16 protein-coding genes and 1 rRNA gene are annotated in these 16507 nt (G+C 54.7%); 14 read left to right on the top strand and 3 right to left on the bottom strand.

Annotation, left to right across the window (positions count from 1 at the left end; all coding sequences use genetic code 11):
• Positions 1-87 precede the first annotated feature (87 nt).
• Positions 88-2292, top strand: a complete 2205-nt coding sequence (locus tag LBW89_RS27525; protein ID WP_148457832.1) for an O-antigen ligase family protein — start codon at positions 88-90, stop codon at positions 2290-2292.
• 37 nt (positions 2293-2329) lie between these two features.
• On the opposite strand, the gene LBW89_RS15740 is transcribed toward LBW89_RS27525, so the two are convergent.
• The gene (locus LBW89_RS15740; protein ID WP_148457831.1) at positions 2330-2641 is read right to left on the bottom strand and encodes a dehydrogenase; all 312 of its coding nucleotides are present in this window, start codon (positions 2639-2641) and stop codon (positions 2330-2332) included.
• A gap of 161 nt (positions 2642-2802) precedes the next feature.
• Between LBW89_RS15740 and LBW89_RS15735 the strand changes: the two genes are divergently transcribed.
• The 3 genes from LBW89_RS15735 to LBW89_RS15725 are packed head-to-tail and all read left to right on the top strand — an operon-like array spanning position 2803 to position 4619.
• Positions 2803-3420, top strand: coding sequence for a DedA family protein (locus LBW89_RS15735; protein WP_148457830.1), 618 nt, complete (start codon positions 2803-2805; stop codon positions 3418-3420).
• Positions 3417-3983, top strand: a complete 567-nt coding sequence (locus LBW89_RS15730) for a thioredoxin family protein (protein WP_225039525.1) — start codon at positions 3417-3419, stop codon at positions 3981-3983. Before LBW89_RS15735 ends, LBW89_RS15730 begins: the two co-directional genes overlap by 4 nt.
• A 6-nt stretch (positions 3984-3989) precedes the next feature.
• On the top strand, positions 3990-4619 hold the full coding sequence (locus LBW89_RS15725) for an MBL fold metallo-hydrolase (RefSeq protein ID WP_148457828.1): 630 nt from the start codon (positions 3990-3992) through the stop codon (positions 4617-4619).
• 72 nt (positions 4620-4691) lie between these two features.
• Here the strand turns inward: LBW89_RS15725 and LBW89_RS15720 are convergent, their stop codons facing one another.
• Positions 4692-5117: a hypothetical protein gene (locus LBW89_RS15720; RefSeq protein WP_225039524.1), complete on the bottom strand. Its 426-nt coding sequence runs from the start codon at positions 5115-5117 to the stop codon at positions 4692-4694.
• 791 nt (positions 5118-5908) lie between these two features.
• On the opposite strand from LBW89_RS15720, the gene LBW89_RS15715 reads away from it, so the two are divergent.
• The 8 genes from LBW89_RS15715 (at position 5909) to LBW89_RS15680 (ending at position 14570) form a co-directional block, all read left to right on the top strand.
• Positions 5909-6292, top strand: coding sequence for an ATPase (locus tag LBW89_RS15715; RefSeq protein WP_148457826.1), 384 nt, complete (start codon positions 5909-5911; stop codon positions 6290-6292).
• A 174-nt stretch (positions 6293-6466) separates the two neighbouring features.
• Positions 6467-6754: an Asp-tRNA(Asn)/Glu-tRNA(Gln) amidotransferase subunit GatC gene (gene gatC / locus LBW89_RS15710; protein WP_225039523.1), complete on the top strand. Its 288-nt coding sequence runs from the start codon at positions 6467-6469 to the stop codon at positions 6752-6754.
• 24 nt (positions 6755-6778) lie between these two features.
• Positions 6779-8233, top strand: coding sequence for an Asp-tRNA(Asn)/Glu-tRNA(Gln) amidotransferase subunit GatA (gene gatA / locus LBW89_RS15705; RefSeq protein WP_225039522.1), 1455 nt, complete (start codon positions 6779-6781; stop codon positions 8231-8233).
• 24 nt (positions 8234-8257) lie between these two features.
• Positions 8258-9697, top strand: a complete 1440-nt coding sequence (gene gatB, locus LBW89_RS15700) for an Asp-tRNA(Asn)/Glu-tRNA(Gln) amidotransferase subunit GatB (RefSeq protein WP_225039521.1) — start codon at positions 8258-8260, stop codon at positions 9695-9697.
• A gap of 39 nt (positions 9698-9736) precedes the next feature.
• Entirely contained in the window at positions 9737-10204 is a 468-nt protein-coding gene (locus LBW89_RS15695; RefSeq protein ID WP_225039520.1) for a GNAT family N-acetyltransferase, read from the top strand.
• Between the two features lie 144 nt (positions 10205-10348).
• Positions 10349-12187 (top strand): DUF4097 family beta strand repeat-containing protein, encoded by a 1839-nt coding sequence (locus tag LBW89_RS15690; protein ID WP_225039519.1) that lies wholly within the window; start codon positions 10349-10351, stop codon positions 12185-12187.
• Positions 12188-12326: 139 nt separating this feature from the next.
• Entirely contained in the window at positions 12327-12752 is a 426-nt protein-coding gene (perR, locus tag LBW89_RS15685; RefSeq protein ID WP_148457820.1) for a peroxide-responsive transcriptional repressor PerR, read from the top strand.
• Positions 12753-12902: 150 nt separating this feature from the next.
• Entirely contained in the window at positions 12903-14570 is a 1668-nt protein-coding gene (locus LBW89_RS15680; RefSeq protein WP_225039564.1) for a glycosyl hydrolase family 18 protein, read from the top strand.
• A gap of 27 nt (positions 14571-14597) precedes the next feature.
• Here LBW89_RS15680 and LBW89_RS15675 read toward each other — a convergent pair whose 3' ends face one another.
• The gene (locus LBW89_RS15675) at positions 14598-14999 is read right to left on the bottom strand and encodes a YgzB family protein (RefSeq protein WP_148457819.1); all 402 of its coding nucleotides are present in this window, start codon (positions 14997-14999) and stop codon (positions 14598-14600) included.
• Between the two features lie 120 nt (positions 15000-15119).
• On the opposite strand from LBW89_RS15675, the gene LBW89_RS27730 reads away from it, so the two are divergent.
• Both LBW89_RS27730 and LBW89_RS15665 read left to right on the top strand, forming a co-directional pair.
• The gene (locus tag LBW89_RS27730) at positions 15120-15998 is read left to right on the top strand and encodes a nucleotidyltransferase-like protein (protein ID WP_225039518.1); all 879 of its coding nucleotides are present in this window, start codon (positions 15120-15122) and stop codon (positions 15996-15998) included.
• 412 nt (positions 15999-16410) lie between these two features.
• A 16S ribosomal RNA gene (locus LBW89_RS15665) occupies positions 16411-16507 on the top strand; the annotation flags it as partial.

Here is a 16507-nt window from a genome sequence, read left to right as displayed (position 1 = left end):
TATCAAGCGGGATAAGCGTTTGAGGCGATAAAAACAAGTCAACACTTGAGGTGTTGGCTTGTTTTTTTGTATCGAGGAGGGGAGGCTATGGCCGGACAGGAACGGAGAGCAACAGGAAGATTCAATATAAAGTCACGGTCGGACGTGATGATTCGGGGAGCGGTCTTGGGGACGGTCGCCTTTTTGGCCTTGACCGGGGGCATGTTTCACCGGGCGTCTCTTCTAACGCTCGTTCCGGTTTCGCTATGGCTTCTGACGGCGGCTGCAGCGATGGTCGCCTTGTTAAGGAAATCGTGGTGTAGGGGAGGGGATGCCGCACTTCCGGGCGGGGATTGGCCCCTCATCGCCGGTCCCTTTATCATCGCCTCCTTCTACGGAATTCAGCTGCTGATGAGTCCGGTATCTTACCAATCGACGGTTCTGGCGTCCATCCACTGGCTGTTTCTGGGGGCTTTTTCTTTGGGTTTGCTGGCCGCGGGGAGGGGACGGGGCGGCCCCGCCTATCTGGAGCGGGGCTGGCTGCTCGTCACCGGCGGGCTTGCGGTCACGGCGCTGGCGGCCGTGTACGGGCTGCTGCCCGCCCCGGGGGCGATCCTGCGCACGGCGGATCGCGAAGTGGCCGCGGCGGGGGCCCGGCTGGGCGGTCTGCTCCAGTACCCGAACACCTTCGGGGCCGTGATGGCGGCCGCGCTGCTGGAGCGGCTGACCGCCCTCGCCCGGATGCCGGGCGCCGCCTTCACCCGGCCAGCGCGCTGGCGGGGCTGCGGGGCCGGCGCGCTGGCCCCGGTCTTCGCCCTGGCGCTGCTGCTGACGGAGTCGCGCGGCGCGTTCGCCGCCGCGGCCGCGGGCTGGGCCGCCGGCTGGCTGCTGCTGCGCGGCCGGGAACGGCTGCGCTACGCGCTGCACAGCGCCGCCGCCTTGGCCGTGGCCGCGCCGCTCGCCCGGCAGCTCGCCGCCGCGCAGCTGGCGCCGCCCGCGCTGCCCGGGCTGCTGGCGCTCGCCGCCGGGCTCGCGGCCGCTTCGGCGCTGTCCGCGCTGGCGGCCCGCAGCGCCGAGCGGCTCGGGGCGCCCGGCGACCGGCGCCGGGGGAGCGGCGCTTTAGCTGCAGGCGCCGTGCTGCATGCGGCCGTGCCTGCAGCTATGCTTGCCGCCGCGCTCGGTGCAGCGCTGGCCTTCGCCGGCTTGCGCGAACGGCTCTATAGTGCCGCTACCTGGCTCGCCCGGGGCGAGATGTATGCGGACGCACTGCGGTTGCTGCGTGAATGGCCGTGGCTCGGCCGGGGAGGCGATACCTGGCGGTGGCTGCATCGCACCGTCCAGAGTCGCCCTTACGTGGGAAACGAGGTGCACAGCGGATATCTCGATCTGGCGCTTGATCTCGGGGGAATCGGGCTGCTGGCGTTACTCGTCTGGCTGGGTTTCGCCGTTGTCCGGATGCGGCGTTCCCGTATGCCCGGCAGGCTGCTGCCGGCTTTCCTGGTTTTGCTGCTGCACAGCGCGGTTGACTTCGACATGAGCTACGGATTGTACTGGATGCTTGTCCTATGGCTGGCGGTCTGGGGGCTGGGGCCGTCTGGCGGCTCATTCGGCCGTAGGCCGGGGAAGACGCGGAGGTTGGTCGACCGCATGAACGGTAAAAGACGCGTTCAGCTTGACCGGCTGCTGGCGGGGGGATTGGCGGCGGTGCTGCTGACGGGCGGGTTGTCCGCCTTCCGCCAGGCGGAAAGCCTTCGCCTGCAGCGGCTGGCGGAGGTTGGCCCGCCTGGCGTCCGGGCGGCGGCGGAGTCCGCGCGGCTGCTGGAGCGGGCGCTCGCGCTGGCCCCGGCCCGGCCGGAGCTCCGCCTGGCGCTGGCCGGCCGGCTCGAAGCCGAAGCGGCGGCCGAGGTGCTCCGCGGCGGGATGGCCTACGAGCGGAGCCATCCCGGCCTAGCGCTCGCGCTGGGCTTTGCCCTTGCGCGGCAGGGGGATGCCGCCGCGCTCGGTCCGCTCCGCCGCGCGGCGGAGCTCGACCGCTACAGCCGTGCCGTGCAGACGGCGGCGCTGGAAGGCATCAGCCTGCTGGCGGACAGGCTGAAAAGCGCGGGCAAGCTGCCGCAGGCGGCCTCCACCGCTTCGGCGGGGATGGAAGCGTTCCGGCGCTTCCACCGTCTGGCGGAGCAGACCCGGCAGCTTCGCAATGACAGGGGCTTCCGTTTAACTCCGGAAGCCGTCGCTCTCGCCCGCAAGCTGCGGGCCGGGGCCGCCGGATTGCCGCCTCCCCGCCCCGGGGAGGCTTCCGCCCGCCCGCGCTGACGTGCCGCTGAGCCGCCGTGCCGCCTCCCGGGACTCCTCACCCGCCGAACGCGTGGCGAAACGCTTTGGAGAGGGCGTCCCGGTCCACTTGCCACAATTCGGCGAGCTCGGCGCTGACGCTTTCGTCCCACCAGTCCGCGAGCACCTTTCGGTTGCTGATATTTTCGCCGATCCACAGCAGGTTTCCGATCACTTTTTTATAATAGAGTTCCTCACCTTGCTTGATTCGTTCTTCGGGAATATATACGCCGAGCCGTTTGATTGTGCGGTAGAGCTCTTTGCTGCAGCTTCGGCGGATTTTTCTGGGGGTCGGCAAAGCCGCGGCGTGTTTCCCCGGTTTGTTGTTCATGTTCCCGCCTCCTTCTTGAAACAGCATATGCGCCCGTCGGCTCGGGAGACACTTTGGCCGGGACGGGCGAGTGGATGCATGTCCCCCGCTATGATAGAATAGACTGGTGAAAAAAGACATTTGAGCCTTGCGCTTAAATGTAGGGGAAGAGGGACGGCAAGGTGGAATGGATTTCAAATGTGATAGGCGTTCTTTTTGAATGGATTCAGCAGTTGGGGTATTTCGGCATTATGCTCGGCCTGATGATTGAGGTGATTCCCAGCGAAATCGTACTGGCCTATGGAGGTTATCTGGTACATCTCAAAACGATTAATTTTGTAGGTGCGGTCTTTTTTGGCGTGGTCGGCGGGGTGGTCGCCCAACTGTTCATTTACTGGATCGGACGCTACGGCGGACGGCCGATTTTGGAGAAATTCGGCAAATACATTTTGATTCAGAAGAAACATATCGATGTGTCCGAAGCGTGGTTTCTCAAATACGGTCCCGGCGTTATTTTTACGGCCCGGTTTATTCCGGTTGCAAGACATGCGATATCGATCCCGGCGGGGATGGCCAAAATGCCGGTCGGCAAGTTTCTGCTGTTGACCACGCTGGCGGTAATCCCGTGGACGGTATTGTTTGTATACCTGGGTATGCTGCTGGGCGAAAATTGGAAACACATCGATGAGAAAGCCGGGGCGTATATCATGCCGATTCTGTTGGTGGCCCTTGCGCTGCTTGTCGTTTATTTATTGGTAAAATGGTTCGGCACCTCGCGAAAGAAAGGAGAATTGGAATGAGTGTCAACGTCGCTTACAAATTCGGAAAGGGCATCACGCCCCGGCAATTTATGGAGGGCATGGAACGGAACAAGGAGACTTTTGCCGCGGGGTATGCGAATTTTGCCTGGATCCGGGATGAGGACCGTGAATTTTTCGAGAGTTTGAATTACCGGGATGACGTGCGGGTGCTGATTCTCACGGCGGATTGGTGCGGAGACGTCGTCCGCAATGTACCGGTGGTGTTCCGGGTGCTCGAAACGGCCGGATGGAAGACGGAAGTGTTTATTTTGGAAGAACATCAGGATCTGATGGATCACTTTCTGACCATGGGCGGGCGTTCGGTTCCGGTTGTTATTTTTGCCGATACTGGCGGTTACGTGCTTGGACACTGGGGACCCCGGCCTGCCCATGTCCAGGAGTTGATGGTGGAATTCAAACGGGAGAATCCCGACCGGGAGGCCCCAGATTATGAAGAGAAGATCGGAGCTGTCCGCCAAAAGATGGCCGAGAAGTATGAGGAAGGAGCCGGAGTCAACGCCTCGGTCGTCAGCGAGCTGCGCACCCTGATCTCCGGAATGTAGAATAATATGCTGCGAATAGAGAGCTTTTCTTTAGGACCTTTGCAAACGAACGCTTATCTGCTCCGGGGGGACGACGACGGTCGGGCCGTTATTATCGACCCCGGCATGAATCCGGGTCCTCTGCTGCGGAGAATTGAAGGATTGGAGATTGAAGCGATATTGTTGACGCATGCCCATTTCGATCATATCGGCGGCGTGGAGGAGATTCGGAAGCTTAAGGGCTGCCCGGTTTACTTGCACCCTTTGGAAAGCGAGTGGCTGACGAGCCCTAAACTGAACGGTTCCTTGATGTGGCCGACGGTGACGGGGCCGATCGCGTGCGAACCGGCGGAGTTTGATTTGGCCGAAGGACAGAAGATTAAGCTGATCGGCCACGAGTTTACGGTATACCATACGCCCGGACATTCCCCGGGCAGCGTGAGTTTTCTTTGCGGCGACGATTTGTTCTCGGGCGATTGCCTGTTCAAATTGAGCGTAGGGCGGACGGATCTTCCCGGCGGGCGCGAGGCGGACCTGTACAATTCGATTCGCGGCACTTTGTTCCGTTTTGCCGACGAAACCAAGGTCTATCCGGGCCATGGTCCCAAAACGAGTATCGGATTCGAGCGGGCGAACAACCCTTACGTTTCGGGTTGATGCGTTTAATCGAGCCTATGGTCGGAAATGCCTGCAAATCTGCATCTTTTTCGCTCGCATCGGGCTGAGTTTTTAGAATTCCTGCAAATCTGCAGGCTTTTTCTCGTGAAAAGAGCGCTCTCTAGTCTTTGGCCGGAAATTCCTGCAGTTTTGCATCAATTTGTAGGACGGCTCGACAATTTGGCGGAAATTCCTGCATATTTGCATCTTTTGAGCCCCGCCCCGACGTGGCATCCAATCTGGACAGGTGCCGCCCATTAACCGTTGTGGCGAAGGCGTCCGGCGCACCCCGTAATTTCTCATACTGCCGGTCGAATACGGCCTGTAAGTCTGCTGGTTCATGTGTGTCGAGCCGCCGAATTCGACACCATGACAGCGCAAAACGCCCTTGCCGATCTGCCGAGGTCCAAGGGAGATCTGGCCGATGGCCAATTCTAATGACTTCTTAAGCGGTTTTACAACAAATTTTTGCACAAAAAGTGCAAAAATACTGGACAAGCCTACCGTCCTTTGTTAGAATCATGTCTATAAATATTGTTAACCCTGCGAAGCACGCAAGCTGAGGAATTGTCCCGGTTTGCGTTCTTTTTTTGCGTTTTTTGGGGATCGCAGTATAGGGACATCCCCATAGCGACGATTCGGAATTTTCACTGGCTATACTCCTTCCCTTAAAGTGAATGTCCCCATCTTAAGTCCGCCGATCTCCTGTGACAAGCCGTAAATACGCATTCCCTAACCTTCAGCTGCCGCATTATTGCACCCGCCCAAGCTTCGAGCCAGCTGCTACCGCATTAGCGGCCTTTTGGGGCGCTATTCGGGCCCAATTTGGCTTCGCGAGGATAATAGCGGTCATTTGAGGCCTTATTTCAACCGCTCGGGCCCGAAAATCACGATTTGGCTCGATTTACACAAAAATAAGGCCTTTTTAGACCGCTATTTCCCTCCGGTGAGCCAAATTCGACAAAATAGCGCCTCTTTGGGCCGCTATTACTCGCTCCGAAGCACTCGGCTTGAAAGCGCCGCTTTGGCGTTATCATTTGCTTCGACGCACTCGGCTTTATAGCGCCTCTTCGAGCCGCTGTCACTCGCTCCTATGCACTCGGCTTTACTGGGAGGTGGGCTGTATGAAACGCCCTTTTGGCCTGGTATCGACATGCGCTTCTATGAAAATTGAACAAATCCTAAAATTTTCGCGGCTCCCGGCTCGACTTCCTTGCAAAATGTTGCCCATCTCCGATTTTTTTAGTAGGATAGAAAAATAACTTATGAATAAATCAGGGAGGTAGACGATGCTGCAGTTGGGAGAGAGAGTCGTAATCGTCGGAGATGCTTTTGAGCAGAATCTTCCTGTTGGGGAATATGGCTACGTTATTGCTTACGACCGTAATCCGGATAATGCGTTTGATTACGTGATCCGCGCTCCAAAGACAGGACGCAATTACTACGTTCCCTCCAGTGATGTGGAGTCCGAGGAACTGCTTTTGGAGTATGAAGCCGAGCGGACTACGAAGGAAGCGCTGATCGATTACGCTCTGGCGACGCATAACGAGAAGCTGTTTATGCATGTAATGAATGGCGGCGATCAGGATGCGGATGGGCAGAAGGAACCAACAAAGGAAGTTATGTCTCAGGCCGAGTTCATCAAACAGGTGAATTTGCGAGCATGGATATAAAGAGCCGGCGATGCCGGCTCTTTTTCGTATGTTCCGCTGTTCCGCAGGCTTTCGCCAGGTTTCGCGTTAACGGATTGAACTCGTCCAATTTCTACAATATAATTTTATTCATCTGAATCGTCATGGTAGAATGAACTAATCAGCCCCCGCAGGGACGTTTAAGGAGGAAAGCAAATGAGCATCCAGGTAAAAGACGTGGAGCATGTGGCCAAGCTGGCCCGGTTGAACTTGAGCGACGATGAGCGGGAAATGTTCACGGAACAGTTGAACGCGATTTTACAATATGCCGACAAGCTGAATGAATTGGATACGGAAGGCGTGGAGCCGACGACCCATGTCCTGCATCTCAGCAATGTCATGCGCGAAGACGAGGTGCACGAAAGTCTGCCTCAGGAGAAGGTATTCCGAAATGCGCCGGACGAAGAAGACGGGCAATTTAAAGTGCCTGCGGTACTTGAATAGATATTACGAAGGGAGGATGCGCCAGTGAGTCTTTTTGATTTGCGTTTACAGGAGGTACATAATCGGCTCAGCAAGAAGGAGCTGTCCGTGACCGATTTGGTGGGCGAGGCTTTCGCCAAAATATCGGAGCGGGATGGACAAGTAGGCGCTTATTTAACGTTGAATGAAGAAGGGGCCCGCGCGGAAGCGGCAAGGCTCGACAATAAATTGGCCGGCGGGGAAGAGAAAGGCCTTCTTTTTGGGCTGCCTGTAGGAATCAAGGACAATATGGTGACCGAAGGTCTGCGCACGACTTGCGCCAGTCAATTTTTGGCGAATTATGATCCGATTTACGACGCGACGGTAGTTGCGAAGTTGAAGTTGGCGGAAGCCGTAACGGTCGGCAAGCTGAACATGGATGAATTCGCCATGGGCGGGTCCAACGAGAATTCCAGCTTTCACCCGGTGCGTAACCCTTGGGATTTAAGTCGCGTTCCGGGAGGCTCCAGCGGGGGCTCCGCCGCTGCGGTAGCCGCGGGCGAAGCCTATTTTACGCTCGGCTCGGACACCGGCGGCTCGATTCGCCAGCCGGCTTCCTATTGCGGTGTCGTCGGTTTGAAACCGACTTACGGTCTCGTATCCCGCTACGGGCTGGTCGCCTTTGCTTCATCGCTGGACCAAATCGGTCCGATTACGAAAAACGTCGAAGACGCGGCTTACGTCCTGCAAGCCATTGCGGGGCATGATCCGAAAGACTCCACGTCCGCCGATGTCGAGATTCCGGACTATCTGGAGGCGTTGACCGGTGATGTGAAGGGGCTGCGCATCGCGGTGCCTAAGGAATATTTGGATGGCGTGGACCCTCAGGTTAAGGATGCCGTCATGGCTGCGCTGAAAGTTCTCGAAGGGCTCGGCGCCGTTTGGGAGGAAGTGTCCCTGCCGCATACGGAATATGCGGTCGCGGCCTACTATCTGCTGGCTTCCTCGGAAGCCTCCTCCAACCTGTCGCGCTTTGACGGCGTTCGCTACGGCGTGCGCGCCGATCATGCGGGCAACTTGCTGGATTTGTACCTGGAGTCGCGCAGCCAAGGCTTCGGACCGGAAGTGAAGCGCCGCATTATGCTGGGGACATATGCCCTCAGCTCGGGTTATTATGATGCCTACTATTTGAAGGCGCAAAAGGTTCGCACCTTGATCAAACGTGATTTTGACCAGACTTTTGAGAAATACGACGTTATTATTGGACCTACGGCACCGACCACCGCCTTCCCGCTGGGATCGCAAGTGGATGATCCGTTGACGATGTACCTTAACGATATTCTGACGATTCCGGTCAGCCTGGCCGGCGTTCCGGCGATCAGCGTGCCTTGCGGCTTTGCGGACGGCCTTCCGGTCGGATTGCAAATCATCGGCAAAGCGTTTGACGAAAGCAGCGTGCTTCGGGTAGCCCATGCGTTTGAAGCTCATACGGACCACCACAAACAACGCCCGTCGTTGTAATGGGGGATTTACAGGAGGGTCAATATGTCAACATCCAAATATGAAACGGTAATCGGGTTGGAAGTGCACGTGGAATTGCACACGAAGACCAAAATCTTCTGCGGCTGTTCTACGGAATTCGGCGCTCCGGCCAATACGCACACCTGTCCGGTCTGCTTGGGACATCCGGGCGTTCTGCCCGTCTTGAACCGCCAGGCGGTGGATTACGCCATGAAGGCGGCCATGGCTTTGAACTGTGAAATCGGCGATGTCAGCAAATTCGACCGTAAAAACTATTTTTATCCGGACTCGCCCAAAGCTTATCAGATCTCCCAGTACGATCAACCGATCGGGGAGAACGGATATATCGATATCGAAGTCGATGGGCGTACGAAGCGCATCGGCATTACCCGCCTTCATCTCGAGGAGGACGCCGGCAAACTGACGCACGTTGACGGAGGCTACGCTTCTTTGGTCGATTTTAACCGCGTCGGTACTCCGCTGGTGGAAATCGTGTCCGAACCGGACATCTCCTCGCCGGAAGAAGCGCGGGCTTATCTCGAGAAGCTGCGCGCGATCATGCAATATTGCGAGGTTTCCGACGTGAAGATGGAGGAAGGCTCCATGCGCTGCGACGCCAATATCAGTCTTCGTCCGTGGGGACAGAAGGAATTCGGTACTCGCGCCGAGCTTAAGAACATGAACTCCTTCCGCGGCGTCGTGCGCGGGCTGGAATATGAGCAGTACCGTCAGGCCGAGATTTTGGACGAAGGCGGCGAAGTTGTCCAGGAGACGCGCCGTTGGGACGAAGCCCAAGGCAAAACCTTCTCCATGCGCGGCAAAGAAGAAGCCCACGACTATCGGTACTTCCCTGATCCCGATCTGGTGAAAATCCATATCGACCAGGCGTGGAAAGACCGGATCCGGGCTTCGATTCCCGAGCTTCCGGACGCGCGCAAGGCCCGTTATACGGCGGAATACGGACTGCCGGAGTACGATGCCGGCGTCATTACCTCGTCCAAGCCGTTGGCTGACTTGTTCGAGAACAGCCTCGAATATACGTCCGATGCCAAAGCCGTATCCAATTGGATCATGGGCGATTTGCTCGGCTATCTGAACAGCAACGGATTGGAACTTCCGCAAGTGAAGCTGACGGGTCAAGGGCTCGGCGAAATGATCAACCTGATCGAAAAAGGCACCATCAGCTCGAAGATCGCGAAGACGGTCTTCAAGGAAATGCTGCAGAGCGGCAAGCTGCCGCAGCAGATCGTCGAGGAGCAAGGTCTGGTGCAGATCAGCGACGAAGGCGCCATTCTGGAAATCGTCAAAGAAGTGGTGGCGAACAACCCGGCTTCCGTACAGGACTATAAAGCGGGCAAGGAGAAAGCCATCGGCTTCCTCGTAGGCCAAGTCATGAAGCAAAGCAAGGGCAAAGCGAACCCCGGACTCGTAAACAAACTATTGGTCGAGGTTCTGAAAGATTAGCATTCCGGAACGGCCGGAAGCAGTCAAGGGGGCATCCGTATGATCGTACGTCTATCGCTGCAGAATCCGGACACGGTGGAGCAGTTGTGGAGTCTCCAGCATGCGGCTTACCGTCTGGAGGCTGCGGCGATGGGATTAAGGGATGTTCCGCCGCTGCCGGAAACATTCGAGTCCATTCGAAACAGTAACGAGGATTTTTACGGGGTGCTTTCGGCGGATGGCGAACTCCTCGGGGCGATTGTGACGGCTCCGGCGGACACCGCCGCAAACACCCTGGAAATTACCCGGTTGATGATCCACCCGGATCATCTGCGCAAAGGGATCGGCGCTTCTTTGTTGAAACATGTGATCGACCATCATCCGGAGATCCGAACATTTACCGTTACGGCGGGGACCCATAATGAACCTGCGGTCTCATTGTACCGGAAGTTCGGATTTATGCCGGGCGAGAGCGTCAAATCCATACCCGGCGCGGGACTCACGGTTTTCCGTTTTCATCGGACTTAACACGAGCACACCTTTTCTGGGCCATGCGGCCGGAAGGGTGTGTTTTTGTCTGTCGGGGCCCAGTTATTCCATATTACAGGCAGTAATAGAATAGGGTATTATTATACTAATATATAAATATATTTACTGGGGAAGGAGATGGCGATGAATAACAAACCCGTAAAAAAACAACGACGTCATCCCGGCGCACAGGCGGTTCGAAATTACGGTTTTCGGCCGAGACGACGAAAGCGCAAGTTCATCGCCTGTTTCCTCGGGGCGATATTTCCCGGTTTGGGCCATCTCTATTTAAAGATGTTCGCGAAAGGGGCCCTTTTGATCTATGGCGTGCTGCTCGACGCCTCGGCGCTGATTTATTTTTCTTCCGTTCGCTCCGGGATTAACGTTCCGTTTTTGATTTTGCTGGGCCTCATGATTCCGGTCATTTATTTCTATAGTATATATGACGTGCTGCAATCTACGGACGTCGTCAACGCCAGGGTAAAGCGCGCGCAAACGGAAGCGGAGGAAGCCTTACCGGAAGGGCGCAAAGCAGAAAAAGGCTATAGCGGGATTCGCCGCGGCATCGTTGCGGGAGGCCTGCTGATGGCAGGGGGAGCGGTCCTGTTCCTGTTCAGGCAAAAACCGCCTTGGCTGGAAGGCTTCATCCAGTGGTCCGCGGGTTATGCGGTTTCGGTTGCCCTTATCTTGGCCGGATGTTGGCTGATCGTGAGGGAGTGCCGCCGTCGCCTTATCCGTACGGGGCGCTTTACCGCCTCGGCGCTTTTAATGGCGGTAGGCGTCCTGCTGTTCATTGACCGGATGAACGGGTGGGATTTGCTGCTGCTTCTGCCCCGTTGGTGGCCTGTTGTTCTGATCGCCAGCGGCGTGGAATACACGGTGGTGTTTATCCGAAACAGAAGGCATACGGAACGTCCGGAACGAAGAATGCGCGCGGATATCAAGGGCATGGCCATCGCCGTATTTCTCGGTTTTTCGGTTTTTGCGGTTACTCAGCAGGACCATTACCTTCACCTATGGAATCGCGTCAGCCTGGACCTGGCTACCGCCGGATCGGAGTTTAGCATGGAGGAAGGGTTTCGGGAGGAGCGGCCGGTGATCGAGGTTCCGATCGATTTGGACACCGAGCAGATTCATATTAACGGCATCAACGGCAATATTGAAATCAAGCGCGCCGAGATAGAAGGGATTCAGATCCGCTCCACGGTTTGGGTAGACCAAATCCAGACCGAGGAAGCCGAAAAGATCGCGGAGAAGACCACGATCGATACCTCCGTCGGAAAAGCGTTGGCGATTACCGTCAAGGATCTGACCTATGGGGAATCCGGAAGGCGTCATCCCCGGGTAAATCTCACCGTCATTTTGCCGGAAAATCGCTTCTTGGATTTGGACATCAATACCTCCAGCGGGAATGTGGTGCTGACCCGGGTCCAAGCCTTGAAGTCCATCAAACTGCAGACCGGGAACGGAAATTTACGGCTTTGGGATGTGGTCGGCAATGTCTCGGCGAAGACGTTGAACGGCAACGCGGAGCTGTACCGGATATTCGGTGATGTGAGCGTGGACACCCAAGGCGGCAGCTTGAAGGCGAACGGCATTAACGGCAATGCCTCGCTCTCCACGATGGTCGGCGATATTTCGCTGGTTCATGCCGAAGCCGAGATCAAGACCAGCACCAAAAACGGGAATATCACGATCGATGGAGTTCCTTTGAATCTTGAAGCGGAATCGCTTAATGGAAAAATTCACGTTTCCACCGATGAGATCGGCGGAGATTGGAGCGTTTATAGTGCGGTTGGCGAGATGCGTATCGAGATTCCCGATACCGGGAATTATACCTTCGCGGGATCCAGCGGTTACGGCAACATCGATACCGATCTTCCTTTTTACATCGAAAACAAGGAGATGAAGGGAATCATCGGAAGTGGGGAGTATCAAATTAAGGTGGATGGCAACAGCGACCTAATTGTGACCAAACGCTGAACCTCTTGATCTAAAAAGGGATGTGCCGACCCGGTGGGAACGGCAGGTTCGTTGACAAACGATTTGTGATGACCGTACAATAAATTTGTAAATCTATTTAAGCGTGTTTTTTTGCATTATTTTAAAGGCGGTGGGCACTATGGCGACACGCGTACAGCATGCGCTAGACCAGTTGAAGAGTAACGGTGTACGCATCACGCCGCAACGTCATGCCATTTTAACTTATCTTATGGAAAGCATGGGACATCCGACCGCGGATGAAATTTACCGGGCGCTTGAGCCCCGTTTTCCGAATATGAGCGTGGCAACCGTATATAACAATCTTAAGATGCTGATGGAAGCCGGAATGGTTCGCGAACTGACCTACGGTGACAATTCCAGCCGTTTCGATGCGGATGTTTCGGATCACTATCATATCATTTGCGAAAAATGCGGTAAAATCAAAGATTTCTCTTATCCATCCCTTATGGAAGTCGAACAGAAGGCCGAAGAGGTGACCGGTTTCATCGTCCATGGACATCGGATGGAACTGCACGGAATTTGCGAAACCTGCCGAAATCGATAATTCAGTTAACCTGCGGGTATTGAGAAACGTGAGGGATTCCTTCGGGAGTTTCTTCACGTTTTATTTTTTTAAGAAGCGAGGTATATAACGTTGAACAGCAGAAAAAGGCTCCACAGAAGATCCAGACGGAGAGGCCGGGGGAAATGGTTGCTGGCTTTGTTGATCCTAGCGGTTGGAGCGTACTGGTACTCAGCGGAAATCCTGCCGAACCGGGAACATACGGAACCGGATTGGAAAGGGAAGGTTGCCAAACCGATGTTTGTCGGAGGAGAACTGCTGGAAGGGAGCGCTATAGGCGAGGGGGACGGGCTTAAGCTGCCTCTTCCGATGATTCAAACCGCAGTTGATCCCCATATTCGATATGAGGAAGAATCCGAGTCCGTCATCTTGACAACGCCCAAAAAGTTAGTTTTGCTGAAAACCAATGAGAAGACGGGAAAAGTCAATAACAAGCCGATGAGCCTGCGCTTTGCTCCTGAGGAAAAGGAGGGGGTTCTGTATGTCCCCGCCTATCTGCTGAAGGAGCTGTACGGCATGGAAGTGCATGAGGATGCCGCTTCCGGCGCGGTTTTGCTCATGAAACCGGGTGAAACGGTCAAGCACAGGCTTGTTCGCGAAGATCCGAAACAGGATGATTTTACGGTTCCGCTGCGGACGGATGCGAGCATTCACTCGCCTATTTTAGCCGATATGAAACCAGGCACCCAATTAAGGCTTCTGGATACCCGGGATGAATGGTATTATGTCCAGCTTTATAACGGATATACGGGGTATGTAAAACAAAAGGACACGGTGGCCGGAGAGGATCGTACCGTTCCCGAACTTGAACCGGTCTTGTCGCCGGCGAAGAAAAAATGGCAGGCCAAGAAGATCAACATGACCTGGGAGGCCGTTTACGAGGTTGCTCCGAAGCCTTCCTCCATCGGTAAATTGCCCGGGGTGAACGTGGTGAGCCCGACCTGGTTTTCGTTGGTCGACGGCAGCGGGAACGTCCGCAGCAAGGCGGACCCGGCTTATGTCCGCTGGGCCCATAATCAGGGGATGCAGGTCTGGGGGTTGTTCAGCAATAGCTTTGATCCGGACTTGACGACGGAGGCGCTGTCTTCTTTTGAAAGCCGGATGAACACGATCCTTCAAATGCTGCATTACGCCAAGTTATATGATCTTGATGGCATTAATATTGATTATGAAAATGTTCATACGAAGGACGGGCCTAATCTGTCCCAGTTTATGAGGGAGCTGCGGCCGTTGGCCATGGAATACGGGCTTGTCGTCTCCATCGATGTAACGCCGAAATCCAACAGCGAGATGTGGTCCGCCTTTCTGGATCGAAGGGCGCTGGCCGAAGCCGTCGATTATTTGATTCTGATGGCTTATGACGAGCATTGGGCTTCCAGTCCCGAAGCCGGTTCGGTGGCTTCGCTACCTTGGGTGCGTTCTTCCGTCACCCGCATCTTGGAAGAGGACGACGTATCCCCCGATCAACTCATCCTCGGAATTCCGCTATATACGCGGGTTTGGACGGAAACGGTCAAGGATGGGGAAGTCAAAATGAAATCAAAAGCGATCGGCATGGAAAAAGCTCAGCGCTTGATCCGCGAGAAAAAGCTGAAACCGTCCTTGTCGGAAGAAACCGGACAGAACTACGTGGAGTATCGTGAAGACAACGCATTGAACCGCATTTGGCTGGAGGACAAGACGTCGCTGCAGCGGCGGGTCGAACTGGCGCAGTCTCTGGGTTTGGCGGGAGTAGCAACATGGACCCGAAGTTTTGCTGCCGATGAAGCATGGGAAGTGTTGCAGCAAATATCTAAATAAAAAAAGGTTGAACAAGGGAAGCCTTGTTCAACCTTTTTTTACGTTCGTGTGAGTCTCTGGGGAATGGCCGAGTGTTTGCTGGCGCTCTATTTCTTCCGCCGTTATGGTCGCCTGGCTCGGGTCCAAGGTCAAAATGGTTTTACAGAACATGCACCGGTCCGTCTTTCCCAACATTTTCGTCAGCTTGTGGCACTCCGGACACTCCAACTGGACGGCGGAAGTCGACAGCATCCCCGCCCAAAAATAGATGGCCATGCTGGCCATCATGGCAATCAAACCGATCACCAGGCCGATCCCGGCGATGACCTTGCCGGATTGGCCCCAAAAAACGATGCCTGCCGTCCCCAGAACCATCAGTCCCATTCCGGACATCGTCAACAGAAGGCCCCATAAACGAAATTCATTAATCTTACTGGATTTAAAGAACATGTTTATAAAACCTCAATTCTTTTGAATAATCTCATTCCAAAATGGAAGAAGGAAACTTTAAAGAAGCGTAGAACTATATTATAACGAATCGGCATTAATACGCCAAGCCAGGAGGGTAACGTGGAGCCAACCTTTTTTTCTTTTAAAAGCCAGGAGAAGAGCGGTCATCAAGCTTTAGGAGCTGTAGGCTTCCGTCACCCCGGCAGTATGTTTAGCGGCTCGTTGCTGCATGATTTTGAGCTGCTCGTATTGGTGGTCTGCGAAGAGACGGATTCAAGCCTTATTCAGATTGAACATTGTTTAAGCGGCTCCCTGCAGTATCAGATGAGGTACATCGGACGAAACGAGCTGCTGCAATGGGTGGTCAGCGGTGAGCATCCCGATATCGTGCATTGTTTCCTGCAAGGGGAGGTTATTTGGGACGTGGGAGGAAAAGTGACGGAGTTGCGCAAAGATTTAACCCGTTTCGGCGGCGGGATGAGAGAACGGCGGAAGCTAAAGGAATTTGCCGGATTTCTGCGTACTTATGTGGAGGCCAAACATTATGCCCATGAACAGGATTTCATGGATGCTTATTATTGCGTCCTGCAATCCTTAAAACATTATGCTCGCATCGAATTGATCGATGAGGGGATTGTACCGGGGGATCGTGTTTGGGAGCAAACTCAATCCTTAAATACCGTGGTGCGCAAATTGTTTGACGAGCTTACCGACAGCAAGGAAACCCTCGAACAACGCGTTGAACTGGTGCTATTAGCTTGCGAATTTTCCGTTATGTCCAGGATGGAGGACTGTTGTTCGCCGCTCTTGCGGATTCTGGGGAGCCGGAAGGAAGCGTGGAGCATTCAGGAACTGCTGGAGTTGCCGGAATTAGGCTATATCCGGAAAGAACTGCCGATGATGATTCGAAAGCTTGTATATCGTTCTCTCGTTAAACAATCAGCGGTGATTTCCGGCGACGCATCCGTGTGCGGCAGGGAAATACGATATTGGGCATAAACAACCTGATTTTTCCAAAAAAATCTTTTATAAAAATAGTTGACTGCTCTATTCATTCTGTGTTAAATTAGATCTCGCCCCTGAGAGACACAGGACTTGAAAAGCAAGTCAAATAGATTTAAATAAATGACTTGAAAAAAAGTGCTTGACTTAAACGAGGCGAACATGATATATTATAAAAGTCGCCGCTGAAACACAGCGATGACGAAATGAACGAAGTTGATCTTTGAAAACTGAACAACGAGTGAGTATTAAAATGATGGAATTTAAATCGACCTTGTGTCGTTTGAAAGTCCATCCTATGAGAATTAATTTTCTCGTCAGTAACTGATTGAGCTAAGGCTCTTTCGAATAAAGCATCACTCGGATGGAACACCTCATTACCTTCGGGTATGAGCCTCCTTCCGATCCTTTATTGGAGAGTTTGATCCTGGCTCAGGACGAACGCTGGCGGCGTGCCTAATACATGCAAGTCGAGCGGAGTTAATCGGGAGCTTGCTCCTGATTAA

It is taken from the genome of Paenibacillus sp. alder61, assembly GCF_020179875.1.
Classification (GTDB): domain Bacteria; phylum Bacillota; class Bacilli; order Paenibacillales; family Paenibacillaceae; genus Fontibacillus; species Fontibacillus faecis.
The sequence above is the reverse complement of the archived record's forward strand: the minus strand, read 5'-3'. Positions and strand labels throughout refer to the sequence as shown.